The sequence below is a fragment of the Vagococcus sp. genome, from assembly GCF_052102835.1.
Taxonomy (GTDB): Bacteria; Bacillota; Bacilli; order Lactobacillales; family Vagococcaceae; genus Vagococcus.
Window position 1 is genome coordinate 349,607 of sequence record NZ_JBQEIL010000002.1, and the last position, 26,418, is coordinate 376,024.

Here is a 26,418-nt window from a genome sequence, read left to right on the forward strand (position 1 = left end):
AAAAGAGCTTACCGACTTTACTAGCCGGTAAGCTCTTTTTTAAAAGGATAATAATTTAATTCGTTGGAAAGCTTTTTCAAGAACAGCCATCGATTGAGTGGCTGCTAAACGAATATGTCCATCTCCACTAATTCCAAAGGCTTTTCCTGGGATGACTAGTACGCCACATTCTGTTAATAGTTTTTTTGCAAAAGCAACAGAGGATAACCCTGATTTTTCGATATTAATGAAAGCGTAGAGACTTCCTTTCAAAGGTTGCATCTCAAAAAACGAAATTTGCTGCACTTGTTCTTCAACATAACGCAGCCGTTTTTCATAAGTTGAAACGAGTGGCGGAACCAATTTCTCATAATGATTTAGGGCATAAATTCCCGCTTGTTGTGAAATACTAGGAGCAGAATAAGTGACATCTTCATTTAACAACCGACAGGCATCATTAATATAGTCAGGAGCAATCATATAACCAATTCGCCAACCCGTCATTGCAAATGCTTTTGAAAAACTACCAAAAGTAATCGTATGTTCGGGTGCTAAGCGTGCCATTGGCATAAAAGCCTCTTGAAAGCAAAAAGCTTCATAAACCTCATCACTTAAAATAAAAAAGTCGTGTTTTTTAGCAAGATTAGCAATCGCTTCGAGTGTTGTTTTACTAAAAACAGCTCCAGTTGGATTGTTTGGTGAATTAATGATTAGAGCCTTCGTTTGTGGTGTAATCATTGCTTCCAAACGTTTGGGATCTAGTTCAAATTGATCTTCAGCAAAGGTTGGTACAATAATAGGCGTCCCACCGGCTTCGATAATTTGAGTTTCATAAGGTGAGAAGAAAGGTTCGTGAATAATGACTTCATCCCCAGGATTTAGTAAAACTTGAAGAGTTAAATACATTCCATGTAGAGCACCAACCGTTGCTCGAACTTGTTTTTTTGAAAAAGTCAGCTGATAGTATCTTTGATAAAAATTGAGAATACTTTCAATAAATTCAGCACTTCCATCCGCTGCGGTGTAGTGAGTGTGTCCTTTTTGAGCATCGGCAAAAGCGGCTTGAATAATCTCGTTCGGCGTGGTTAAATCAGGATCGCCAATCGAAAGATCAAGCAAGTTTTCCTGTTCAGTCGCTTGTTTAATAAAATCCATCAATAAAGTCTCATGAGGTGTTTGATAAAATTGGGCTAAATAACTGGCATCCATATCAGGTTATCTCCTTTTATAAGACTTTTTTCAAGAAATCTTGTGTTCTTTGAATTTTCGGGTGATCAAAAATTTGTTCGGGTGTTCCTTCTTCTTGAATAACACCATCTGCCATGAAGATAACACGGTCAGCGACTTCCTTAGCGAAGCCCATTTCATGTGTCACAACGACCATTGTCATTCCTTCATGAGCGAGGTCATTCATCACGGTTAGTACTTCGCCAACCATTTCAGGGTCGAGCGCAGAAGTTGGTTCATCAAAAAGCATAACATCTGGTTCCATAGCCAGAGCACGAGCGATAGCGACCCGTTGTTGTTGCCCGCCAGAGAGTGAGTTTGGATAGGCGTTAGCCTTATCCGATAAACCCACTTTTTCAAGAAGTTGATGGGCCAATACTTCACTCTCGGCTAAAGGTTGCTTTTTGACTTTGATGGGACTGATCGTTAAATTATCTAAAACCGTTTTATGTGGGAAAAGATTAAAACTTTGGAAAACCATTCCCATTTTTTGACGGACTTGATTAATATCGGTTGTTTTATCGAGTAATGGTTTATCTTCAAATAAAACTTGTCCAGATGTCGGAGTTTCTAAAAGATTAAGACATCTTAAAAGCGTACTTTTACCACTACCAGAAGGGCCAATAATGACAACTACCTCTCCTTGCTGAATGGACAAATCAATTCCTTTGAGAACCTCATTTTTTTGAAACTTTTTAGTTAATTTATTTGTTTTAAGCATGAGCATTCATTCTCCTTTCAGCAACACCAAGTAAACGCGATAAAGTAAAGGTTAAGAAAAAGTAAATCATAGATGCAATCACAATAGGCAAGAAGGGTTTAAAACTAGACCCTTGAACGACTCCTGCTTGGAACATTAATTCGGAAACGCCAATAACTGAGACGACAGAAGATTCTTTAATAACGGTCACGAATTCATTTCCTAAGGCAGGTAAAATATTTTTAATGGCTTGTGGCATGATAATATAACGTAAGGTTTGATTTGGATTCATTCCTAATGAACGAGCAGATTCTGTTTGGCCAATGTCAACAGCATTAATACCAGCACGTACAATTTCAGCAACATAAGCGCCACTATTTAAGGCAAGAGCTAAGCAGCTAGCACTTAAAGCGGATAAATCTAAACCAACGACATTTGAACCGAAAAAGACTAAGAAAATTTGAACAAGCAACGGCGTTCCTCTGACGTATTCAATATAAGCAATCGCCGGCCAACGTAATAGTTTGTTTTTTGATAGTTTCATCAACGCAAGCAGTGAACCTAGAACGGCACCAAAAAGCACACCGATGAGCGCAAGAAAAATAGTATAGCCCATTCCTGTTAGGTAGTAATTTTTGTATTTATCAAAGAAAGATTCTTTTTTAAACATATGACTAGCCGCTTCTTTTTTATAGCCTTCAATTAAATTATCGTCATTAATTGTTTTTAAGGATGCATTAATTGCAGCTAAAAATTTAGGACGCTCTTTTTGAAGGGCGATGGCATTTTTTTTGTCAACTCCTTCAAATTTTACCTTTGAAAAAACTAAATCTTTATTTTGTTGTAAATAAGCTTCAGCAACAGGTCCTTCAACAACAGCAGCATCCACTTTTTTATTTTGTAATTGTAAAATAATATCTGGTAATTTTTGTAAGGAAACAACATCGGCTGCTAAAGGATCTTGCGCAAGTTCTTCTTGAATACTCTGTTTCTGCGCGCCTACTTTAACTCCATTAAAATCCTCTACTGTTTTTAATTTATCCTGATCTTCTTTTCGAACAATGACTTTTTGTTCAACTTCCATATAAGAGTCAGAAAAATCAACTTCTTGCAAACGTTCAGGGGTTGGCGTCATACCAGAGATGACCATATCCACTTTACCTGTTTTTAAGGCTCCCATTAACGCGTCAAAACCAAATTCTTGAATAACTAACTTAGCATTTAAATCATCTGCTATTTTTTGAGCAATAGAAATATCGATACCAACAACTTTATCTTTACCATCTACGGTAGCATGAAATTCTAATGGCGCATAATCAGCAGAAACGCCCACGACTAATTTTTTTTTCTCTTCGATTCGCCGCATGGTTTCATCAACTTCTGCTGCGCGCGTTGTTTGCGATCCTAGAGTAAAAATAAATAGTGCGAGTGAAAACCAACTGAAAAACTTTTTCATAAATGATGACATGTGCAAATCTCCTTTTTAATTAGTTTGGGTTAAGTATTGTTTTGTATTATACGTAAAATTGATAAAATATGCAACAGTTTTCTTATAGTTATTATTTATAGTGGGATTAAATAAATTAATATTCACTTTTCGTGCAAAATATGCATAAAATATTTTATCGTTATTCAGTGGACTCATCTTAAAGGATTATTAAGAAATACGGCTTTAGGTTGATGAAAATTATTTGAAAAAGTGGAATAATCATGTCATAGAGATTTGAAAGGTGGAATGCTTTGTGTCGGTAGTTGAAGTGAGTGGGTTAAGAAAGAATTATGGAACAGGTTCTTCTTATTTTGAAGCATTAAAAGGAATTAACCTAAAAATAGAAGAAGGTGAATCTGTCGCGATTATTGGTAAAAGTGGCTCAGGTAAATCAACATTGATGCATATTTTAGCTTTGTTAGATCAGCCATCAAGTGGAGAAATCCAAATTTTAGATAAAGATATTAAGCAGTTAAAGAAAAAAGAATTAAATTATTTAAGAAATCAAACGTTTGGTTTTGTTTTTCAACAATTCTTTATGAATCCTCAGGAAACGGTTTTAGATAATGTGACTTTACCATTAAAAATTGCAGGAATGGGTAAAAAAGAGCGTGATAAAAAAGGATTGGAAGCCTTAGAATCTGTTGAATTAGCAGATAAAGCAAGTAACAAAGCAAATGACTTATCTGGGGGACAAAAACAAAGAGTTTGTATTGCTCGTGCATTGGTCAATGATCCACAGATTATTTTTGCGGATGAGCCAACTGGAAACTTAGATTCAGCAACAGGTGAAAAAATAGAGGACTTGCTTTTTAATTTGAATAAAGAAAAAGGTATGACGCTAATCATTGTGACGCATGATCCAGATTTAGCGAAACTTTGTGATCGTCAAGTCCAAATTAAAGATGGTTTGATTGTTGGAGGAGAAGAAGAATGAAATTTATAGACATTTTAAAATCAGCAAATGCTAACTTATTTAGAAATAAAAGTCGAACTATTTTAACCATTATTGCTATTTTTATAGGTGCATTTACCATTTCACTAACAGTCGGGATAAACATTGGTGTTAATGATTATGTAGATAAACAACTTAGCGGTGTTGGGGATGCTAGTCAAATGATTATCTATCCTAAACAGGAAATAGGAATGGAAATGAATGGAGATAAACCACAAGAGTATCAAGCAGATAAGAAAGAAGCACAGCAACAAAAAATTACAGAAAAAGATTTTAAAAAATTAAGAGCTTTAAAATCATTAAAAGAAGTGGAACCTATGACAAATTTTAATATTGATTATATTCAAGGTTTAAAAGATAAAAAATTTGTTATGCAAGCCGGAAGTTCACTAGGCAATGACATGGAATTGACTGCCGGAAATCAAATTGATAATACGGTTAAAGAAAATGAAATCGTAATTGCTGAAAATTTTGTTAAAGAACTGGGATTTAAAGATGCGAAGAGCATTCTTAATCAAGAAGTAACCTTAGGTGTAACTGAAACAGGAACCGGTAAACAAGAACAAATTAAAGCAACAATTGTTGGCGTGCGAGCAAAAAGTATTGTTCAAGGGGGCATGTCAGTCGTTAATCAAAACTTAGCCGAAAAATTAGTGACGATTAATGAAACAGGACTTCCAGAAAAAATGCAAAATCAAGTCTATGCAGCAACAGCAACGTTAGCTAAAAATGTAACCCCTCAAGAAGTTGTTAAAGTAAAAAATAAATTAAGCGATGAGGGTTTTGAAGCACAGACAATGGAAGATCAAATCGGAATTATCAAAAATGTCGTGAATGGGATTACGGGAGTCTTAACGATGTTTGGTGGAATAGCGTTATTGGCAGCTAGTTTTGGGATTATTAATACACTCTATATGTCTGTTCAAGAAAGAACACGTGAAATTGGTCTAATGAAAGCGATGGGAATGAGTCGTGGTAAAATCTTCTCGCTCTTTAGTTTTGAAGCTTTGCTAATTGGCTTTTGGGGATCAATCATTGGTTTAGCTGGTGCTTATGGTGTGGGACAATTAATCAATCAATTTGCGGTTAAGAGTTTCTTAAAAGGGTTGGAAGGTTTAACACTTGTTGAATTTAATTTACAATCAGTTTTAACAATCGTTGGAATTATTATGTTAATTGCTTTTCTAGCGGGAACCTTTCCAGCTAAACGTGCGGCTAAATTAGATCCAATCACCGCCTTAAAATACGAATAAAAAATATTGACAAATAAATGATAGAATGATAAGATTTCTCTAATTAACAAAGCAAGTCTATAAAAAATGTGATGACAAGGGAAGTAATGTGTTTAATCCATTCCAAGAGAGTTCTCAAGTTTTATGGTGTGAGAGGACAATGGTGTAACAGATGAAAATGGCCTTGGAACAGATAGGTCGAATCGTGAGACTTATACAGGAGTGCCTGTTATAGCACAGCAGTATGATTGTACTGTGAGCAAAGTGGGCAGATAAGTCAACAGAGGTGGTACCGCGAAGAAGAGTCTTCGTCCTTTTATAAGGATGGGGACTCTTTTTGTTTTCATCATTTTTTGAATAGGCAAATTAAATATTGGAGGAAAAGAAAATGAAAAAGCAAGTAAACTTAGTTAATATAGCGGTAGCAGCGGTTTTGTTGACTTCATGTGGAGCAAATAAAACGCAAGAAGCAACGTCAGTTGGGACGAAAGAAAAAGGAAAAACGGAACAAAAAATAACGATTAGTTCACCGACACCGATTTCAACAATTGATACCACGCAAACCACAGATAAAAATACCTTTACAATGGTTCAACATCTTTTTGAGGGTTTGGTTCGTTTTGATAAAGATACCCAAGTTGTCCCGGGAATAGCTGAAAGTTATGACGTAAGTCCTGATGGTTTAACGTATACTTTTAAAATACGCCCAGAAGCAAAATGGAGTGATGGACGTCCAATTACTTCGAAAGATTTTGCGTATGCATGGAAACGGCTAGTTAATCCTAAAACACAAGGACCGAATGCTTATTTGTTAGACAGTGTAAAAAAGAGCTCGGAAATACGAAAGGGTAAAGCTAAAATTGAGGAAATCGGTTTGGAAACTCCGGATGATCAAACTTTTATTGTTCAATTGGAGACAGCCCAGCCCTCCTTTCTAGCTGTTGCTTCGATTGGTTGGTTAGCACCACAGTCTGAGGAATTTGTAAACGATCATGAAGAAACATATGGAACCACCAGCGAAACAACCTTGTACAACGGTGCTTTTGTTTTAGAAAATTGGGAGGGAACGAGTGACACTTGGACGTTAAAGAAAAATCCAAAGTATTATGACCAAGAGGTAGTCAAACTAACAGAAGTTGAGGTTCAAACAATAAAAGAGGAGAATACTGGGATTAACCTTTATCTTAATCAAGAACTTGATTTGACTAAAATTAGTGGTGCTTATGTTGGAGAATATAAAAATGACCCAGGTTATACTAGCTATTTAGATGTTTCTAATCATTTTTTAGATTTTAATAAAAAAGCGAACACCGTTTTAGCGAATAATGATTTAAGGCGAGCGGTCGCTTTGGCGATTGATAAAGAGGCATTAACGAAATATGTTTTAGCAGATGGTTCAAAACCATTGAATGGTTTAGTCCCGAGAAACCTTTATCAAAATTCTGAAACAAAAGAAGATTTTAGAGCATACAGTGGTAACTATTTAACTTATAATATAAAAGAAGCTAAAAATAGTTGGAAACAGGCTCAGAAAAAAGTCGGCCAAGAGGTGGCTTTAAACTTACTAGCTTCAGATGATGAACAAGGGAAAAAAGTTTCTGAATACCTAAAAAGTCAAATTGAAGAAAATTTAACAGGTATTTCAATTGATATTACATTACAACCTAAAAATAATGTCAATCAATTACGTCAAGATAAAGATTATGAGATATCGTTATCTGGATGGATTGCAGGTAGTAGTGAGTTAGATTCATATTTTAATTTATATGTTGGAGATTCAGCGTATAATTATGGTAACTTCAATAATTCAACTTATAATCAATTCGTTGAAACTGCGAAAACGAAACATGCAAATCAACCCAATCAGCAATTTGAAGATTATCAACAAGCAGAAATACAATTGCTTGATCAAGAGGTTGCTCAAGTACCAATCTATCAAAGTGCTTCTAATTATTTGGTTTCTAAAAAATTGAAGAATATTGAATACCCATTATATGGTGGCTATTTCTTTTTAAGAAATGCTGAAAAAATAAATTAAGGAGTTTTAAACAATGTCAAAACTATTAACCCGCTTTCTTGAATTTGTTAAAATCGAAACCCGCTCAGATGCTAGTAGTCAGACCATTCCCACAACAATTGGTCAAGTTCATTTTGCTAAACGTTTGGAAAGAGAGTTGCAGGAACAAGGACTAAAAAAAATTAAATACAATGCTAAAAATGGCTTTTTAACGGGATACTTACCCAAAAATACAGAGAAAGAAAGAGTGTCAATTGGCTTTATTGCGCATTTAGATACAGCGGATTATCCAGCTGAAAATATTCAGCCGCAACTATTTAAAAATTATCAAGGTCAAGATTTGGTATTGAATGCGGCTCAAAATATTATTATGACAGTCGCTGAATTTCCGAATCTAAAAGATTATTTGGGCCATACATTGATTACAACGGATGGAACGACGCTCTTAGGAGCAGATGATAAAGCGGGAATTGTAGAGATTTTGGAGATGCTGGATTATTTTTTAGCAAATCCAGAAATTGAACATGGTGATTTATGGGTAGCTTTTGGACCAGATGAAGAGATTGGAACGGGAGCGGATCATTTTATTGTCGCTGATTTTCCAGCAGATTTTGCTTATACTATTGATAGTGGTCGAATCGGGCATTTTGAATACGAAACCTTTAATGCGGCACAAGCAGAAATTATAATTGAAGGAACGAGTGTTCATCCGGGAACAGCCTACGATATGATGGTAAATGCTATTAAACTAGGTTCCCATTTCGATCAATTATTACCTCAAGTTGAAGTTCCAGAAAAAACACAAGGCTATGAGGGATTTTATTTATTACATGATTTTGTTGGAACGATTTCGGAAGCAAAGCTAACTTATCTTATTCGCGATCATGATCGAAAAAAATTCGATGCTCGTAAGCAGTTTTTAGTGAAACAAGTGCATGATTTAAATCATCAGTTAGACCGTGAACGTGTGAGTATTACATTAAAGGATCAATATTTTAATATGAAAGAAGTCATTGAAAAAGAACCACGTGCTGTTGAATTAGCAGTGACTGCGATGAAAAACTTGAAAATAGAACCCATTATTACACCTTTTAGGGGTGGGACAGATGGTTCAAAAATATCATTCATGGGGTTACCAACACCTAATATTTTTACTGGAGGTGAAAATTTTCATGGTCAGTATGAATTTATTAGTTTAGAAGCGATGGAAGTAGCCACTCAAACATTGATTGAAATTGTCAAAACAGCAGTGCTAGTTGAAAAATAGCACTCTTTATCGGATGGAATAATTGTAATAGATAAAACTAAAGAATTGACCGATAGTTGTTTATTAGATATAATTAATGAATTAAATTAAATAAAATGTAAATTAAAGGGAGCGATGGCTTATGGCAAAATGGTTAAATGGCGAAAAAGCAATTGTAACAGGCGCAGCATCTGGAATTGGGAAAGCAACGGCTTTAAAATTTGCAGAAGAAGGTGCAACTATTGGGCTAATTGATATCAATCCTGAAGGATTAGAAGAAACATTGCAGGAAGTTGAAGCGCTAGGAAGTCAAGGTTATATTGAGGCTGTTGATGTTTCTGATGCTGAAAAATTAGCAGTATCCATTGACCAATTGATTGAAAAATTACAAGGCATAGATATCCTTGTTTGTAATGCTGGAATTAATGGTACATGGGCTTCGATTGAAAAATTAGAGATTGCTGAATGGCAACGAACGTTACAAACTAATTTAACCAGCACTTTTGTTTCAGTAAAATCAGTGGTACCAGTGATGAAAGAAAAGGGTGGGAAAATAGTGATTACCAGTTCTATTAATGGTAATCGAATTTATAACAACTTTGGAGCAAGTGCGTATAGTACTACTAAAGCGGGCCAAGTTGCTTTTATGAAAATGGCAGCACTGGAACTTGCGCGTTTTAATATTCGTGTCAATGCAGTTTGTCCAGGAGCCATTGATACACAAATCAATGCCAGTACAACCATCACGGAGGATGCCCAAGAAGTGGCAATTAAAGTTGAATTTCCAGAAGGATCACGTCCGTTGAAAGATGAGAGCGGTAAACCAGAACAAGTGGCGAGTGTGATTGCCTTTTTAGCATCGAATGATTCTGCTAATGTCACGGGAACTGAGCTTTATGTCGATGGTGCTGAATCATTATTATAATTAACTGTCGATCAAATAAAAAAACGTCAAGTGACGTTTTTTTTTATGTACAAGAGTATCTTTTTTTTGATACACTATAGAAAATGCAAGGTTCTTTGGAGGGATAAAAATGAAAAAAAGGATTGACCGTGTGTATGAGCTAGTCAAAGAAATGACCGCTCATTTACAAATCGATGAATTAAATAGTCAATCGGGGGTGACGACTCTAGACGTTTCTGAAAAATTAGCAATCCAACGAAGTAATGCAAGTAAAGATCTAAATACATTGGTTAAAGAGGGCGTTTTAGATAAGTCAGATGGTCGTCCGGTGAGGTACCTTTGTAAGTCAATCCGTCGTCATACTCCTTTGAGTAAATATGTGCCTAGCTATCTTGAAACAACACCATTATCTAACCAAACAGTGGGATTACCAGAAGAACGTGATGTTCTCAATATAGATACGTTTAAACGGATTATTGGGTTTCATGGGAGTATGAAAAACCCTGTCGAACAAGCCAAAGCGTCAATCTTATATCCACCTAAAGGATTAAACTGCTTGATTGTTGGCCCCACCGGTTCAGGGAAAACTTATTTTGCACATACAATGTTTCAATTTGCAAAACAACATCAGGTCGTTGAAGCAAGCAAAGAAATGGTGATTTTCAATTGTGCCGATTATGCTAATAATCCAGAGCTACTAATGAGCCATTTATTTGGGCATGTTAAAGGCGCCTTTACTGGAGCGTCAGAAGAAAAAGAAGGTTTATTGAGTTTAGCTGATAACGGCTTCTTATTCTTAGATGAAGTTCATCGGTTACCTCCTGAAGGGCAAGAAATGATTTTTTATTTTATGGACACCGGTCTCTTTGCTAAGTTGGGAGAAACAACGAAAAATCGAAAAGCAGCCGTTCGAATTATTTGTGCGACGACGGAAGATCCAAGTTCGGCTTTATTAAATACTTTTGTCCGTCGAATTCCGATCACAATCCAATTACCTAATTTTAATGATCGTCCTGAAAAAGAAAAAATTGATTTAGTCAGAGTGATGATGTCCCTTGAAGCGAAGCGAATTAATCGTAAAATTATTCTAACAGAAGACGTGGTTAAAGCCTTGATTGGGAGTGTGACCTACGGAAATGTCGGGCAGTTAAAATCAAATGTTCAATTGGTTACGGCCCGAGCATTTTTAAATCATATGGAGCAAGCGGAACTGATCATAACGATTGATGAGTTGAATGATTCAATCAAAGAGGGCCTAATGAAACTTGGGCGTAATCGAGAAAAACTAGTCAGTTTGTCTCATTATCTAAGTCCACAAATGGTAATCTCCCCCAATGATTCGACGGACCCGTTTACCACGGACCCTTATGAATTACCTTATAATTTATATGATATTATTGGAGATAAAGCAGCCTTGCTTAAAGAAGAAGGATTTAATCAAGAATCAATTAACCATTTTATCTCAACAGATATCAATGTCCATCTAAAATCATTTTACTGTAATCATGGATTTACATTCGATACGGATAGCAAATTATTAGAAATTATGGACCAAACCATGGTTGATACAACTCGTAAAATTTATGAATTTTCAAGAAAAGAATTAGCTTATGATTTTCAAACTAATTTTTTATATGCAATAGGCTTGCATATCAGTGCTTTTTTAATTCGGACTAAAAGAGGAAAAACAAACATGAATCAAGATCATGAAAGTATTGCTAAAATGGTTAAACACTATCCCAGGGAATTAGAAGTTGCGCAAGGCATAAAAAAAATTATTGAAGCAAATCACACGATTGAAATTCCAGAGTCTGAGGTTCATTATTTAACGGTTCTTTTAGTTTCGTTGCGTGAAAATAAAGCGAGTGGTCAAATAGGTATTGTTGTCGCTTGTCATGGAATTAGCACAGCAAGTAGTATGGTACAAGTGGTGTCAAAACTATTGGATGTTCAACATTTACGAAGTGTGGATATGCCTTTAGAGATGACACCGCAAGTCGCGAAAGAAAAAATAATTAAAGAAGTTAGAGCTGTTGATGAAGGAAGTGGAGTTCTTCTTTTAGTTGATATGGGCTCATTGGGGACTTTTTCTGAAGATATTGAAGTTCAAACAGGAGTAAAAGTGAGAACGGTTGATATGGTGACGACAGCAACGGTATTAGAAGCAGCGCGTAAGGGCTCGTTATTAGAAACTAATCTTGAAAATTTATATCAATCTTTGACTAATTTTCATGGTTATACAGCAATTGATGAACAAGTTGATGTTACTTTGGTTCAAAATCAGCCTAAAAAAGCAATTGTTGCAATCTGTGCTTCAGGACAGGGCACGGCACAACGTATGAAGGAATTGCTGGATGATTTTATTCAAGATAGTTTGAAAATTGAAATCACTGTTTTTCCAATATCGATTTTAGAAGCTTCTGAAAAAATAAAAAAAATTAGTGAAAAATATGAAATCATTGCGACCACCGGAATTGCTAAACCCGATTTAGAGGTACCTTTTATTCCAATGGAAAGTTTATTTTCGACAGAGGGACAAGCAACGATTAAAAAAATTGTCGAACGTCAAGTTGTGATGACTTATCCTGTTTTAACAATGGAAAAAGCGCAACGGGCTTGTAAAGAGTACATTCAGGCGAGTTATACTTTTATCAATCCTGATAAAATACTGCCTCCTTTGTGGCAATTTGGAGAAAAAGTAATTCAGCTGTTTGAATTGAAAGAAGAACCCTCTTTCTATATTAATTTGTGCATGCACTTAGCAGGTTCCATCGAACGAACGTTGCGACAAGATAGTTTAACAATCACAAGGGAACAGCAAAAAGAATTTGACGAGATGAGAGGTTACGAGCGTTTATTACCAGCTTTAACAGCTTTAAATGAGATCATTAAAGTGGAGTTTACCCAGGGTGAATTATTTTATACGTATGAACTTATAAAGAATACAATCCTTAATCAGAGTGATACACAGTAAAAGATACACTTCATAGTGTATCTTTTACTGTGTTTTTTTATAAGCAAAAACGTTGTAGAGGTCCTGTTTTGAAACGTTATAATAATGTGGCATGTTAATTGCTTATATAAAGTGAAGGTGTTGTTATCTGAAATAATAAAAGGAGGAGAACGTATGAAGGTATGCTTAGTTCGTATTGACGATCGGTTGATTCATGGACAGGTAGCAACGGTCTGGACCAAGCAGAGTAAAGTCAATCGAATTATTGTGGTGAGTGATGAGGTTGCCAAAGATGAGTTAAGAAAATTATTACTGACTCAAGCAGCACCACCTGAAGTGAAGGTGAATGTTATTCCGGTACAAAAACTGATTGAAACGTTTAAAGATATCCGAATCTTTTCTAGTCAAGCAAGAGTGATGTTATTATTTACAAATCCATCAGATGTCCGGCGTGTGACAGAACAAGGCATTCCAATTACTGAAATTAATGTAGGAGGGATGAGTTTTCAAACGGGTAAAAAAATGATAACGAATGCTGTGGCGGTCGATACAAAAGATATTGAAGCTTTTAAATATTTACATAATCAAGGTATTCCAATTGAGATTAGAAAAGTAGTCGCTGATCAATCAATTGATTTGATGCAATTATTAAAAAAAGAAAAGTTAATTTAAAAAAATAGGAGGTAGAAACATGGTAGGAATAATCTTAGCTAGTCATGGTGAATTTGCTGAAGGAATCATGCAGTCAGGAACAATGATTTTTGGCGAGCAAGAAAATGTTCAAGCAATTACTTTGATGCCAAGTGAAGGGCCAGAAGATGTTAAAAGAAAAATAGAAACAGCTATTCAAAGCTTTGAAAATCAAGAGGAAATTTTATTTTTAGTTGATCTTTGGGGAGGAACACCATTTAATCAAGCGAATACTTTATTTGAAGAACATAAAGAGCAGTGGGCAATTGTAAGCGGTTTGAATTTGCCAATGTTAATTGAAGCATACGCCTCACGTTTATCAATGAATTCTGCTCAGGAAATTGCGGCACATGTTTTAGAAACAGCTCGTGAAGGTGTGAAAGTTAGACCAGAAGCATTGGAAAAAGTAAGTCCTGTTAAAAAAGAAAAAAACGTTCAAACGAGTGCTTTGCCAACAAAGGGAAAAATGGAAGTCGTCTTGACGCGAATTGATTCACGTCTGTTACATGGTCAAGTGGCAACTGCATGGACGAAAACAACCAATCCAACTCGAATTATTGTAGTAAGTGACAACGTGGCTAAAGATGAGTTAAGAAAAACGTTGATTACCCAAGCGTCTCCTCCGGGAGTAAAAGCGAATGTGATTCCAATTGATAAATTAGCTGAAATTTGGGATGATCCGCGTTTTGGTAAAACAAAAGCTTTGCTTTTATTTGAAAATCCAGAAGATGTCGCTCGCGCAGTTGATTTAGGGGTTGAACTCAAAAAAGTTAACGTTGGTTCGATGGCTCATTCTGAAGGAAAAGTCATGGTGAATAATGTTTTATCTGTGAATAAAACAGATATCCAAGCTTTTGAACATTTAAAAGAAAAGGGAATTACCTTTGATGTTCGTAAAGTTCCGAACGATTCTTCGAAAAATCTTTGGGAACTTTTGAAAAAAGCTAATTTAGCAAAATAAAAGGAGGAGAAAAAAATGGTCTTATCAGTAATTTTAGTTGTAATAGTAGCCTTTATCGCAGGGGTTGAAGGTATTTTAGATGAATTTCAGTTTCATCAACCCATTATTGCTTGTACTCTAATTGGGTTAGTAACAGGTCAATTGACCGAAGGAATTATATTAGGGGGCGCTCTGCAAATGATTGCCCTAGGCTGGATGAATATTGGGGCAGCTGTTGCTCCGGATGCAGCCTTAGCTTCTGTTGCTGCTGCTATTTTAGTAACAATGAAGGGTGCAGATATCAAAGAAGGGATTGCGTTAGCTATTCCTTTAGCAGTAGCTGGACAAGTTTTAACTATTTTTGTTCGTTCAATCACTGTTGGTTTAGCACATGGTGCGGATAGAAAAGCGCAAGAAGGCTCTTTTAGAGGAGTCGAAATGTTTCACATGATTGCATTGTGTTTACAGGGATTACGGATTGCGATTCCGGCAGCCATTATTGTTGCTGTTCCAGCAAGTGTTGTCACAGGTGCGTTACATGCAATACCAGATTGGATTACGGGTGGATTGGCAGTAGCTGGAGGCTTTATCGTGGCCGTTGGTTATGCCATGGTAATTAATATGATGGCAACCCCTAAAGTTTGGCCATTCTTCTTGATTGGTTTTGCATTAGCGGCAGTAACTTCACTGAATTTAATTGCTATGGGGTTAATCGGTTTAGCTTTGGCTTTAATCTATATTCAACTCGCACCAGAATTTAATGGTGGGGGACAAGGTGGATCTGGTCCAAGTGGTGGCGATCCATTAGATGATATTTTAAATGATTATTAAAAAGCATGAGGAGGAGAAAAGACAATGACAGAACAATTAAATATTACAAGATTAACTAAAAAAGATCGTCTTTCCGTTTGGTGGAGAAGTCAGTTTTTACAAGCATCATGGAACTATGAACGGATGCAAAATGTGGGTTGGGCATATGCCATGATCCCAGCTTTGAAAAAGTTATATCATACAAAAGAGGAACGTTCAGAAGCACTTAAACGTCATTTGGAATTTTTTAATACCCATCCTTATGTTGCCGCTCCTATTTTAGGAGTAACCTTGACATTAGAAGAAGAAAGAGCCGGTGGAGTAGCAATTGATAATGCTGCTATTCAAGGAGTTAAAATTGGAATGATGGGACCACTAGCTGGTGTTGGTGATCCAATCTTTTGGGCGACGTTACGTCCAGTCTTAGGAGCTTTTGCGGCTTCTCTAGCAGCGCAAGGGAGTATCTTAGGTCCGATTGTATTCTTCCTAGTATGGAATCTTATTCGAATGTCTTTCCTTTGGTATACTCAAGAACTTGGTTACCGACAAGGGTCAAATATCACTCAAGATTTAAGTGGCGGTGTGATGCAAAAAATAACGCAAGGTGCCTCTATTTTAGGGATGTTTATTATGGGTGTTTTAGTTCCGCGTTGGACTACGATGAACTTCCCAATGATTTTAACTAGAGTTGAAGTGGATAAAAAATCATTAGTTAATTTTAGTGGACTTGTAAAGGGTGCTAATAATGGCGATTTAAATGTTAATGCTATTCGTGATGTTGTTAATCAAATCAATGGTGGCTTAAATGTGAACCCTGAAAAAGTTTCAACATTAGGTGATACTTTTGATCAATTACTTCCTGGTTTAATGCCATTAGTTTTAACGTTAGTTTGTATGTGGTTACTTAAGAAAAAAGTGAATCCAATTACAATTATATTTGGTTTATTCTTGGTAGGAATTGTGGGCTACTACTTTGGTGTTTTTGCTTAAAATAAATGAAAATTAGAATGGAGTGAACCGAATGGTAGACAGTTTGAATAAGACCGTTGATTATGCTGCGAAAGCTAATGCTTTTTTAAATCCATTATTGCCTAAGGCGGGGGTCATGGCGATTGGAAATAATGGTATTGAGTTTCGAGCCGGCGATGGAGTTGGATTTATTCAAGTTCCTTGGGAAAACGTGGTACAAATACGTGCTCAGGTTTATTTTAAGGGAAAGTATATCAGAGGTTTTGAAATTCTAACAGATAAAAAGCAAGTGCTAGAATTTGTTACAAACGATTCGAAAGAGTTGTTGAAAGCAATGCGTCATTATCTGAAAAAAGAACAAATGGTTGTTGCAAGTAGTAATATAAAAAAAATATTTAAACGCCGTTTTAAGCGTTAAATAGAGAAACAAGCTATCCTAAATTTTAGGATAGCTTTTTTGTTAAATGAGAGTAAATTAATTTAAAATGATGAATTGTAAGTAAAGTGAGAATAAAATTAATTAATATTAAACCTTTAAATGATAAGCTTTGTAAACGTTTGATGGTTGTTAAATTAAATAATTATATAAAAATGGTTGCAATCTGATGAGAAGTCATATAATATATCTAGTATATTCTAATTATATTTTAATTTAGAAAAATAAGTGTCCAACAATAAAGGGAGGTACCTAAATGAAGATGAAAAAATTAGTATACGCAGGATTGTTATGTACAGTGGCTTTAGGTCTAGTAGCTTGTGGTGGGAATAAAGGTACAGATGAAGGAAAAGGCGCAACAGAGACATCGAAAAAATCGGGTAAGGAAGAGTTAGCGGATGAGCAAATCTTTACAGTTAACGTTCAACAAGAAATGCCCACAGCCGATCCTTCTTTAAGTACAGACGTTATTAGCTCAGTGGCTTTAAATAATGTCTATGAAGGAATTTATCGTTTAGGTAAAGATCAGTTACCAGAACCTGCTGGGGCAACTGAAAAAGCAGAAGTTAGTGAAGATGGTCTAACTTATAAAATTAAACTACGTGAAGACGCTAAATGGTCAGATGATAAACCAGTAACAGCGAAAGACTATGTCTATGGTTGGCAACGTACCGTTGATCCTAAGACAGCTTCTGAGTATGCTTACTTACATGATGCCGTTAAAAATGGAGCAGCGATTGTTGCGGGTGAAAAAGATAAGAGCGAATTAGGAATCAAAGCGGTTGGTGATTATGAGTTAGAAGTGACATTAGAAAAACCAACGCCTTATTTTGATTATTTATTGGCTTTCTCAACTTATTTACCTCAGCGTGAAGATATCGTTGAAAAATATGGTAAAGAATACACAACAACAAGTGAAAAAGCGGTTTATAATGGACCTTTCGTTTTAGCAGATTTTGATGGTCCTGGTAGTGATACAACTTGGGCTTATGAGAAAAATGATAAATATTGGGACAAAGATGTTGTAAAATTAGATAAAGTGGAGGTTTCAGTTGTTAAGGAAGCATCAACGAGTTTAAACCTTTATGAAGATGGTAAAGCAGAAGATATTATCTTAAGTGGTGAGTTAGCGCAGCAAAAAGCCAATGATCCAGATTATATCACTGAAAAACGTGCGGGAACACGTTACTTAGAATTAAATCAATCTGATAAAGATTCACCATTTAGAAATGAAAACTTTAGAAAAGCAATCTCTTATGCAATTGACCGCGATGCTTTAGTTAATAACATTTTAGCAGATGGTTCAATGGCAGCAAAAGGTTTAGTGCCAGCTGATATTTCTAAGAGTCCAAAAACGGATAAAGATTTCGTAGATGAAGCCGGAAGCGATTTGAAATATGATTCAGCGAAGGCTAAAGAACATTGGAAAAAAGCGAAAAAAGAATTAGGCAAAGATGAATTTGAAATTGAAATCTTAGCTTCTGATACAGACTCTACTAAGAAGATGATTGAGTTCTTGCAAGGTTCGTTACAGGATGAATTAAAAGGCTTGAAAGTTAAAGTTGCTCCTGTGCCATTCTCCGTTCGTTTAGATCGTTCAAACAAGGGTGATTTTAGTACCGTATTAGGTGGTTGGATTGCTGATTACGCTGATCCAAGTAGTTTCTTAGATTTATTTAAAACAGGAAACTCATATAACCGAGGTAAATACTCAAATGAAAAGTATGATGAAAAAATAAATGCTGCGTCAACAACGAATGCCAATGATCCAGAAAAACGTTGGGATGACATGATTGAAGCAGAAAAAATTATCACGGAAGACATGGGAACTATCCCAATCATCCAAGATGCAGAAGCTCACTTACGTTCAGATAAGGTGAAAGGGATTGTTTCTCACCCAGCCGGCTCACAATTTGACTACAAATGGACATATAAAGTGAAGTAAACAAGTCGTAAAAAGCTCAAAAGATTAAAAACCTGCGACGCTTTCACTTGCAAAGGTTTTTAATCTTTTGTTTTATTTAAAAAAGTAACAGCAATAGTGAGATGACGAGAAGGGTTCCACCAACGACAAGCCAGTAAATTGGTTTTTTTTCAAAAACCTGTGATAAAGGAATATATTCTTTAGGTTGGTTTTTCCGTCTTAAGAAGGATAGTTGTTTCATTTGTTTTTGAAAGAGATCGAAAAATCCAGAAGATAATACAAGGATCCCAATCCCAATGATTAAAAAGGCTAAGGCCAAAAGAAAGTATCCGTTGGAAAAGTTAGTCCAAGTCATTTCTTTTTGATTAATCAAAAAAAATGAAGGAATGGCAATCAGAGCAAGGATCAAAGTGATTCCAATCTTTGTAAGTTGTTTCAAGGGAATGCTCCTTTCATTAAAGTGTCATGAGAACTAAATTAACTTTAAGTCATTTAAAACAAGATGTCAAAAGAAGAATAAAGGAGGATGAAAACATGGGCAGTTTTGCAAAATATTTTTTAAAGCGTGTCTTTTTTATGATTATTACGTTGTGGTTAATCACAACAGCGACTTTTTTCTTGATGAAATTATTACCTGGTTCTCCTTATGCGAATCAAGAGAAATTATCACCAGAGCAGATTGAAATTTTAAATGAACAATCGGGATTAGATAAACCGGTTATTCAACAATATGGAATTTATATGGGAAATATCTTAAAAGGTGATTTTGGCACGAGTTTTCAATTTAAAAACCAACCCGTTTCTAAATTGTTAGGCGATCGAATAGGTCCGTCTGTCCAGTTAGGAATTCAGGCCATTATCTTCGGAACGGTGGTAGGGATTATCTTAGGAGCAATTGCTGCGATGAAACAGAATACCTGGGTCGACACGACCTCCACAATGGTCGCCATTTTAGGGCGGTCGATTCCTAACTTTGTTTTCGCTGTTTTATTACAGTTTGTCTTTGCAATAAAATTAGGTTGGTTTCCAATCGCTAAATGGGACCAAGGATTTGCTTCGACCGTGTTACCGACGTTAGCGCTAGCGATGTCTCCGTTGGCGGATTCGGCAAGGTTTATCCGAACAGAGATGGTGGAAGTTCTAAGTAGTGATTATATTGAGCTAGCCAAAGCGAAAGGTTTAAGCCGTTGGCAAGTCGTTTTCCGTCATGGTTTACGAAATAGCTTAATCCCATTGATTACTTTATTAGGCCCATTAGCTGTCGCTTTGATGACAGGATCTCTTGTTGTTGAGAATATCTTTGCTATTCCTGGAATTGGTGAGCAATTTGTAAAATCAATTGTAACGAATGATTACCCAACGATTATGGCGGTAACGATATTATTCTCAGCAATGCTAGTTGTTGTCATTTTAATTGTTGATTTACTTTATGGATTAGTTGATCCAAGAATACGTGTGACTGAAGGAGGGGTAGAGTGATGGAACAATTAGATATCAAGAATTTACCAAAAGATAGTTTTGAACCGATTTCTATAGATAATAATTTAGATCGTGAAAAAATTAGTGCACCATCGCTGACCTTTATGCAGGATTCTTGGCGTCGTTTGAAAAAAAATCGTGGCGCAGTGATTTCTTTAGTTATTTTAGGCATTGTGACGCTTTTAGCTTTTGGTTCCATTTGGATATCACCACATGATCCAACAAAACAAAATGCGAAATATATTAATTTGCCACCAAAAATTCCAGGTGTTTCTATCAATGGTTTCAATGGAACAGCTGTCGTAGGCGGGCAACGTGTTAATAAATATGAGCAAGCCCGAGTGCCCAAAGATACTTACTTTGTTTTAGGAACAGATGGCTTAGGACGTGACGAGTTGTCTCGTTTATTAATGGGAACAAGAATGTCATTAATTATCGCCTTCGTTGCTGCATTTCTAGATTTATCGATTGGAGTGATCTATGGGTTAGTATCAGGGATGAAAGGCGGACGAGTCGATACCGTCATGCAGCGGATTCTTGAAGTTTTATCAGGAATCCCGAACTTAGTTGTAATGATTTTAATGTTAACAATTTTTAAACCTGGGATGTTATCCATTATCTTAGCGATGATTGTAACAGGTTGGATTACAATGGCTCGGATTGTCAGGGCACAAGCGATGAAAGTTAAAGATCAAGAATATGTGTTAGCCGCAACGACACTGGGGCAATCTCCCATCTCAATTGCGAAAAAACATATTTTGCCAAATATCTCAAGTGTTATTATAGTACAAATGATGTTTAGTATTCCATCAGCGATTTTCTTTGAAGCCTTTTTAAGTTTTATTGGTTTAGGTTTAACGCCACCTAATGCTTCATTAGGGATGCTTTTGAGTGATGGTTATAAAACATTCCGTTACTTGCCTCACTTGATGTGGGCACCAGCGATTACTTTATCCGTTATCATGATTTGTTTTAACTTACTTGCAGATGGATTAAGAGATGCTTTTGATCCGAAAATGAAAGATTAGGAGGTGAGTTCATGGAAAAAATATTAGAAGTTAAAGATTTAAATATTTCGTTTGACACCTATGCTGGGAAAGTTCATGCTATCCGAGGAGTTAACTTTGATTTACGTAAAGGAGAAACATTAGCGATTGTGGGTGAGTCAGGTTCTGGAAAATCAGTAACCACACGAGCAATTATGCGATTACTTGCGAATAACGCCAATGTTGAATCTGGAGAAATTTTATTTAAAGGTGAAAATGTCAACCATAAATCAGAAAAAGAGATGCAATCTATTCGTGGGAAAGATATTGCGATGATTTTTCAGGATCCTATGACCTCACTAGATCCGACAATGAATATCGGTAATCAAGTGGCAGAATCATTATTAAAACATCGTAAGATATCAAAAAAAGACGCTAAAATGCGTGCGTTAGAGTTATTGCAATTAGTAGGGATTCCTAATGCCGAAAAACGATTAAAAAATTATCCGCATCAGTTTTCGGGTGGTCAACGTCAAAGGATTGTTATCGCAATTGCTTTGATTTGTTATCCAGAAGTTTTAATTGCAGATGAACCAACAACGGCACTTGATGTGACGATCCAAGCGCAAATTATCGAATTAATGAAAGACATTCAACAAAAAATTCAGACCTCGATTATTTTCATAACACATGATTTAGGAGTGGTAGCCAATGTTGCCGATCGTGTTGCGGTAATGTACGGTGGTCGAATTATTGAAATAGGGACTGCTGATGACATCTTTTATAATCCACAGCATCCATATACATGGGGTTTGTTAAGTTCAATGCCAACGCTCGATACTGCAGAGGATACGCTATATGCTATTCCCGGGTCACCACCAGATTTATTAAACCCTCCGAGTGGCGATGCATTCTATCCGCGTAATCAATATGCAATGAAAATCGATACTGAAGAAGCACCACCATTCTTTGAAGTATCCCCAACACACAAAGCAGCGACTTGGTTATTAGCACCAGGAGCTCCGGAAGTAACACCACCACAAGAAGTCTTAAGACGCTGGGAAATATTTAAAGAAAAACATCGTGCATGGAAAGGAGCTGAATAACACTTGACAACAATAGAAAAGAAAAAATTACTTGAAGTTAGTCATTTGAAACAATATTTTAATGTCGGACGTGCAGATGAAGTCAGAGCTGTAGACGATATTAGTTTCTATATCTATGAGGGTGAAACCTTTGGCTTAGTAGGTGAATCTGGTTGTGGTAAATCAACAACTGGACGAAGCGTCATCCGTTTATATGATCCAACAAGTGGCGATATAAAATTTGATGGAATTGATATTTCCAGTATAAAAGGTCGAGAAAAGTTATCAGCTTTCCGACGTGAAATGCAAATGATTTACCAAGATCCTTATGCTTCACTTAATCCTAGGATGAAAGTAAAAGATATTATTGCAGAAGGAATTGATGTTAATAAGTTAGCGACAAGTGCTGAGGATAGAGAAAAACAAGTCAATGATTTGCTTAAGACTGTAGGGTTAGACCCAAGTCATGGAACGCGTTATCCTCATGAGTTTTCAGGGGGGCAACGTCAAAGGATTGGGATTGCTCGTGCGTTAGCAGTGAGACCAAAATTTATTATTTGTGATGAACCCATTTCAGCTTTAGATGTTTCTATTCAGGCTCAAGTTGTTAATTTATTACAAGAACTACAAGAAAAGGAAAAACTAACTTATTTATTTATTGCCCATGATTTATCAATGGTTAAATATATAAGTGATCGAATTGGTGTTATGTATTTTGGAAAATTAGTGGAAGTAGGAACGAGTGAAGAAATTTATAATTATGGAATTCATCCTTATACAGAAAGTTTACTTTCTGCGATTCCATTGCCAGATCCTGATTATGAACGAACACGTCAACGAATATCTTATAAACCTGCTCTACCGGATGATAAAGAGCGTCAGTTGCGCGATATTGGTAATCAACATTATGTTTACTGTAGTGAAGATGAAGTTTTAGACTATCAAGAAAAATTAGCCAAAAAGAAAAATTCGTAGTTATTTAATTTGTTGAAACCAAGTATTATTAAGTATTTTTTAATAATAACGCTTGGTTTCTCATGTTTTTTAATAACGTCCTTTTTTTGCTCTTGCAGTTCTTTTATCGTTGTTTATTTGAAAAAAATAAACTAGAAGGGCTTGATTATTACCTAAAGTATGATAAATTATAAAAAGACAAAAAAAATTGACAGTTATTTTTATAGATGCATTTCATAAATAGGTATTTTTTTATCAAAAATTACATAACCTTACGAATTTTTTGATAAGGCGGGTTTTTTGTAAGGTATGTATAGTGTATCTATGGCAATGGGAATGCCGTTGTAGTTTATTAAGGGGGAAAACATTATGAAAAAAATAGGTTATATCTATGCGTCAAGTAATCAAGAATATGTGACAGAGCAAATCGCGTCACTTAAAGAATTAGAAGTTATTAACTTACCAAAGGACAGTTCCGATTTGAAGATTGATATGAATTTAAAACAAGTTGTCAATTCTTTAGAAGCTGGCGATCAATTAGTGATCCATGAACTACGTTGTTTAGGTAAATCGATTATTCAATTAGCTGACTTTTTACAAGATCTTAAAGAACGTGGCATAAAATTAATCGTAAAAGAAAAGGGCACGGCTTATCAAACAATCGATGATGATGTTTATTTAGAGATGATTTTAAAAATTGCGGAGATGGAAAAAACAATTATTCGCGAGAGGACAACAAAAGGTTTACAAGAAGCTCGTAAGAATGGCCGTGTGGGTGGGCGACCAAAAATTTCGAAAGAAACAATCGAACAAATTAGACATCTGTATAATAATAATCGCTATACACTTCGTCAAATTGCTGAAGAATGTAATATCTCTTTAGGAACTGCTTACAAGTACGTTCAAGAAAGATAGTGACCGTAACACATAAATAAATGGATTGTATCGTCTTTTAAAGATGCACTCTTTTATTTATGTGTTTTTTAGTATATTGCCACAAAAACGGTAATATTCCTTGAATGAAGTAGTAAGATAGAGTAGGATATCAAAGAAGGATATTTTATATAAGAGAGGGATACAAATGGAAGTAACCGACAAGCGTCCGATAGTTATCGGTGTAACGGGTGGCTCAGGAAGTGGTAAGACGAGCGTCAGTCGTGCAATTTTAAGAACACTGCCTAATCATTCTATTTTGTTATTTGAACAAGATGCCTATTATAAAGATCAAAGTCACTTATCATTTGAGAAACGGTTGAATACAAATTATGATCATCCGTTAGCTTTTGATACCAATCTTTTAATCGAGCATCTCCGTCAATTGATTTCTTATGAAGCAATTGATAAACCAATCTACGACTATGAAGCACATACTAGGAGTTCTGCAGTCATTCATCAAGAACCTAAAGAGGTTATTATTGTTGAAGGGATTTTAATCTTAGAAGATGAGCGTTTAAGAGAGTTGATGGATATTAAGGTTTATGTCGATACAGAAGATGATATCCGAATTATTCGTCGGATTAAACGAGACATGGAAGAGAGAGGTCGTTCGTTAGATTCGGTGATTGAGCAATATTTGGGTGTTGTTAAGCCTATGCATCACCAGTTTATTGAACCCACGAAGAAATATGCGGATGTAATTATCCCAGAAGGTGGCGAAAATCAAGTCGCTATCGATTTATTAACAACTAAAGTAAAAAGTATTTTAGAAGATAAATAAAGGAGAAGATAAAGATGACAGACTTTCCACAGTTAGCATTAGAAGAAGCAACAACATTTGCAACACTACACACGACGCTAGGTGATATCAAAATTGCTCTATTTCCTGAAAAAGCACCTAAAACAGTTGAAAACTTTATTGGACTTGCTGAAAAAAATTATTATGATGGCGTGATTTTCCATCGTGTTATCCCTGATTTTATGATTCAAGGTGGCGATCCTACAGGAACAGGTATGGGCGGTACTAGTATTTATGGTAATAAATTTGCGGATGAGTTTTCAAGAGAGTTATTCAATATAAGAGGAGCATTATCAATGGCTAATGCCGGTCCAAATACTAACGGTAGCCAGTTTTTCATTGTACAGAATCAAAATGTACCTAGTAACATGATACAACAATTAGAAGCTGCTGGATTTCCAGAAGAGATTATTGAAGCTTATAAAGAAGGTGGTACTCCTTGGTTAGATTTTAAACATACCGTTTTTGGTCAAGTTGTTGAAGGAATGAATGTTGCTGATAAAATGGCGACGGTTAAACGTAATTCTCAAGATAAACCAAAAGAAGATATCATCATCAATTCAGTAACAATTGAAAAATAGATTAAAAAAATAGAACATGGTGTGAGAAATCTCGCCATGTTCTATTTTTCTGTGTTAAACTATTGAAAGAGAAAAATAGAAGAGAGGTGTGAAGGATGGACTACCAAATAGGGAAGGTTATTACAGGGAAAATTACAGGGGTTCAACCTTATGGTGCTTTTGTTTCATTAGATGCAGAAACACAAGGCTTAATTCATGTATCAGAAGTTAAGCATGGTTTTATAAAAAATATAAATGAGGAATTACAAGTAGGCGATAAAGTTACGGTTAAAATAATTGATATTGATGAATATACTCAAAAAATTAGTTTGTCGTTACGCGTATTAAGTGAACCAACATCAGTTGTAAACTTTAAGAAAAAAAAATATTTTACAAATCGTAAGAAAAAGATTGGTTTTTTAAGCATTGAAGAGCGATTGAATGATTGGATTAAAGAAGCACTTGAAGAAACAGTGGAAAAATAATGTATTTTTTCAGAAAAGATGATAGAATAGTCTCAGTGTCATAATTTATTATGAAGTACATATAAACTAACTATTAATAAGAGGTGGATTATGTTGTCAGAGGCTATGGTAGCTGGTACAGTCATTTTGAATAAACAAAATGGAGAAAAAGAATTCTTAGTTAAAGAAGAAAGTGGAGATATGAATTTTTTAATGGTTCCTATTGATTCAAAATTTACAAGCTTGGCATGTATCCTGAAAGAATTGAGAAATTTAGTTAAATTGAACACGAAAGAAATGGAACTTGTTGAGTTAACTAATATTTTATCTGAAGATCATTCGATGCCCCTTTTTGTATTTAGCTTAAATGAAGTGGACAGTACTGAGTTAACAGAAACATTTTATTGGAAAGATGCTTCAACAGTTAGAGTTAATGTGCTTGAAAACGTAAGTGTTTCAGGTGTTCCTTTTTTTTAATTAAAAAAAGCTTGATTTGTTATTTGTGTCTGTGCTATAATAAATTCCGTTGCTAAAACAAATGTTTTTGAGAGAAAATAAAATATTTTTTTAAAAAACTTGTTGACAAACAATAAAACAATTGATATACTAATTGAGTTGTTAAGGCAACGAAGTTTAGACCTTTGAAAACTGAACAAAGTAAGACGAACCAAATGTGTAGGTGTT

25 protein-coding genes and 1 other annotated feature are annotated in these 26,418 nt (G+C 35.5%); of the genes, 21 read left to right on the forward strand and 4 right to left on the reverse strand.

Annotated elements, in window-relative coordinates:
- Positions 1-39: 39 nt before the first annotated feature.
- Genes ACTJFD_RS03695 through ACTJFD_RS03705 form a run of 3 tightly spaced genes read right to left on the reverse strand, consistent with a single transcriptional unit; the run spans position 40 to position 3,362 of the window.
- On the reverse strand, positions 40-1,188 hold the full coding sequence (locus ACTJFD_RS03695) for a pyridoxal phosphate-dependent aminotransferase (protein WP_442259747.1): 1,149 nt from the start codon (positions 1,186-1,188) through the stop codon (positions 40-42).
- Positions 1,189-1,204: 16 nt separating this feature from the next.
- A complete protein-coding gene (locus tag ACTJFD_RS03700; protein ID WP_442259748.1) occupies positions 1,205-1,927 on the reverse strand; it encodes an amino acid ABC transporter ATP-binding protein in 723 nt (240 codons plus the stop codon).
- On the reverse strand, positions 1,920-3,362 hold the full coding sequence (locus ACTJFD_RS03705) for an ABC transporter substrate-binding protein/permease (RefSeq protein ID WP_442259786.1): 1,443 nt from the start codon (positions 3,360-3,362) through the stop codon (positions 1,920-1,922). The genes ACTJFD_RS03700 and ACTJFD_RS03705 overlap by 8 nt, the downstream gene beginning before the upstream one ends.
- Before the next feature lie 286 nt (positions 3,363-3,648).
- On the opposite strand from ACTJFD_RS03705, the gene ACTJFD_RS03710 reads away from it, so the two are divergent.
- From ACTJFD_RS03710 to ACTJFD_RS03765, 12 genes are all read left to right on the forward strand, one after another.
- Positions 3,649-4,332: an ABC transporter ATP-binding protein gene (locus tag ACTJFD_RS03710; RefSeq protein ID WP_442259749.1), complete on the forward strand. Its 684-nt coding sequence runs from the start codon at positions 3,649-3,651 to the stop codon at positions 4,330-4,332.
- Positions 4,329-5,603, forward strand: coding sequence for an ABC transporter permease (locus tag ACTJFD_RS03715; protein ID WP_442259750.1), 1,275 nt, complete (start codon positions 4,329-4,331; stop codon positions 5,601-5,603). Before ACTJFD_RS03710 ends, ACTJFD_RS03715 begins: the two co-directional genes overlap by 4 nt.
- Before the next feature lie 62 nt (positions 5,604-5,665).
- Positions 5,666-5,901, forward strand: a binding site (T-box leader).
- A gap of 69 nt (positions 5,902-5,970) precedes the next feature.
- Complete coding sequence (locus ACTJFD_RS03720) at positions 5,971-7,620, forward strand: peptide ABC transporter substrate-binding protein (RefSeq protein WP_442259751.1); 1,650 nt, start codon at positions 5,971-5,973, stop codon at positions 7,618-7,620.
- 13 nt (positions 7,621-7,633) lie between these two features.
- Positions 7,634-8,866 carry a peptidase T gene (gene pepT / locus ACTJFD_RS03725; RefSeq protein WP_442259752.1) on the forward strand — a complete coding sequence of 411 codons (1,233 nt, stop codon included), beginning with the start codon at positions 7,634-7,636 and terminating at the stop codon, positions 8,864-8,866.
- A 121-nt stretch (positions 8,867-8,987) separates the two neighbouring features.
- Positions 8,988-9,770 carry an SDR family oxidoreductase gene (locus ACTJFD_RS03730; RefSeq protein WP_442259753.1) on the forward strand — a complete coding sequence of 261 codons (783 nt, stop codon included), beginning with the start codon at positions 8,988-8,990 and terminating at the stop codon, positions 9,768-9,770.
- A 109-nt stretch (positions 9,771-9,879) separates the two neighbouring features.
- Complete coding sequence (locus ACTJFD_RS03735; protein WP_442259754.1) at positions 9,880-12,723, forward strand: sigma-54-dependent transcriptional regulator; 2,844 nt, start codon at positions 9,880-9,882, stop codon at positions 12,721-12,723.
- Between the two features lie 153 nt (positions 12,724-12,876).
- The gene (locus tag ACTJFD_RS03740; protein WP_442259755.1) at positions 12,877-13,374 is read left to right on the forward strand and encodes a mannose/fructose/sorbose PTS transporter subunit IIB; all 498 of its coding nucleotides are present in this window, start codon (positions 12,877-12,879) and stop codon (positions 13,372-13,374) included.
- Positions 13,375-13,393: 19 nt separating this feature from the next.
- Positions 13,394-14,353 (forward strand): mannose/fructose/sorbose PTS transporter subunit IIA, encoded by a 960-nt coding sequence (locus ACTJFD_RS03745; RefSeq protein ID WP_442259756.1) that lies wholly within the window; start codon positions 13,394-13,396, stop codon positions 14,351-14,353.
- A 15-nt stretch (positions 14,354-14,368) separates the two neighbouring features.
- Entirely contained in the window at positions 14,369-15,163 is a 795-nt protein-coding gene (locus ACTJFD_RS03750; protein WP_442259757.1) for a PTS mannose/fructose/sorbose transporter subunit IIC, read from the forward strand.
- Positions 15,164-15,187: 24 nt separating this feature from the next.
- A complete protein-coding gene (locus tag ACTJFD_RS03755) occupies positions 15,188-16,132 on the forward strand; it encodes a PTS system mannose/fructose/sorbose family transporter subunit IID (protein WP_442259758.1) in 945 nt (314 codons plus the stop codon).
- A gap of 31 nt (positions 16,133-16,163) precedes the next feature.
- Positions 16,164-16,529: a DUF956 family protein gene (locus ACTJFD_RS03760; RefSeq protein ID WP_442259759.1), complete on the forward strand. Its 366-nt coding sequence runs from the start codon at positions 16,164-16,166 to the stop codon at positions 16,527-16,529.
- A 280-nt stretch (positions 16,530-16,809) separates the two neighbouring features.
- Positions 16,810-18,492, forward strand: coding sequence for a peptide ABC transporter substrate-binding protein (locus ACTJFD_RS03765; protein WP_442259787.1), 1,683 nt, complete (start codon positions 16,810-16,812; stop codon positions 18,490-18,492).
- 76 nt (positions 18,493-18,568) lie between these two features.
- Here the strand turns inward: ACTJFD_RS03765 and ACTJFD_RS03770 are convergent, their stop codons facing one another.
- Positions 18,569-18,910, reverse strand: coding sequence for a DUF3899 domain-containing protein (locus ACTJFD_RS03770; protein WP_442259760.1), 342 nt, complete (start codon positions 18,908-18,910; stop codon positions 18,569-18,571).
- A gap of 95 nt (positions 18,911-19,005) precedes the next feature.
- Here ACTJFD_RS03770 and opp3b point away from each other — a divergent pair, with 95 nt between their 5' ends.
- The 9 genes from opp3b (at position 19,006) to ACTJFD_RS03815 (ending at position 26,211) form a co-directional block, all read left to right on the forward strand.
- Positions 19,006-19,950: an oligopeptide ABC transporter permease gene (gene opp3b / locus ACTJFD_RS03775; protein ID WP_442259761.1), complete on the forward strand. Its 945-nt coding sequence runs from the start codon at positions 19,006-19,008 to the stop codon at positions 19,948-19,950.
- Positions 19,950-20,978 carry an ABC transporter permease gene (locus tag ACTJFD_RS03780; RefSeq protein ID WP_442259762.1) on the forward strand — a complete coding sequence of 343 codons (1,029 nt, stop codon included), beginning with the start codon at positions 19,950-19,952 and terminating at the stop codon, positions 20,976-20,978. The genes opp3b and ACTJFD_RS03780 overlap by 1 nt, the downstream gene beginning before the upstream one ends.
- An 11-nt stretch (positions 20,979-20,989) precedes the next feature.
- Positions 20,990-22,042, forward strand: coding sequence for an ABC transporter ATP-binding protein (locus ACTJFD_RS03785; protein WP_442259763.1), 1,053 nt, complete (start codon positions 20,990-20,992; stop codon positions 22,040-22,042).
- 12 nt (positions 22,043-22,054) lie between these two features.
- The gene (locus tag ACTJFD_RS03790; protein WP_442259788.1) at positions 22,055-22,996 is read left to right on the forward strand and encodes an ABC transporter ATP-binding protein; all 942 of its coding nucleotides are present in this window, start codon (positions 22,055-22,057) and stop codon (positions 22,994-22,996) included.
- A 348-nt stretch (positions 22,997-23,344) separates the two neighbouring features.
- Positions 23,345-23,890 carry a recombinase family protein gene (locus ACTJFD_RS03795; protein WP_442259764.1) on the forward strand — a complete coding sequence of 182 codons (546 nt, stop codon included), beginning with the start codon at positions 23,345-23,347 and terminating at the stop codon, positions 23,888-23,890.
- A gap of 166 nt (positions 23,891-24,056) precedes the next feature.
- Positions 24,057-24,692 (forward strand): uridine kinase, encoded by a 636-nt coding sequence (gene udk, locus ACTJFD_RS03800; protein ID WP_442259765.1) that lies wholly within the window; start codon positions 24,057-24,059, stop codon positions 24,690-24,692.
- 14 nt (positions 24,693-24,706) lie between these two features.
- The gene (locus tag ACTJFD_RS03805; RefSeq protein WP_442259766.1) at positions 24,707-25,291 is read left to right on the forward strand and encodes a peptidylprolyl isomerase; all 585 of its coding nucleotides are present in this window, start codon (positions 24,707-24,709) and stop codon (positions 25,289-25,291) included.
- 95 nt (positions 25,292-25,386) lie between these two features.
- Entirely contained in the window at positions 25,387-25,755 is a 369-nt protein-coding gene (locus ACTJFD_RS03810; RefSeq protein WP_442259767.1) for a CvfD/Ygs/GSP13 family RNA-binding post-transcriptional regulator, read from the forward strand.
- 93 nt (positions 25,756-25,848) lie between these two features.
- Positions 25,849-26,211 (forward strand): hypothetical protein, encoded by a 363-nt coding sequence (locus tag ACTJFD_RS03815; protein WP_442259768.1) that lies wholly within the window; start codon positions 25,849-25,851, stop codon positions 26,209-26,211.
- Positions 26,212-26,418 lie beyond the last annotated feature (207 nt).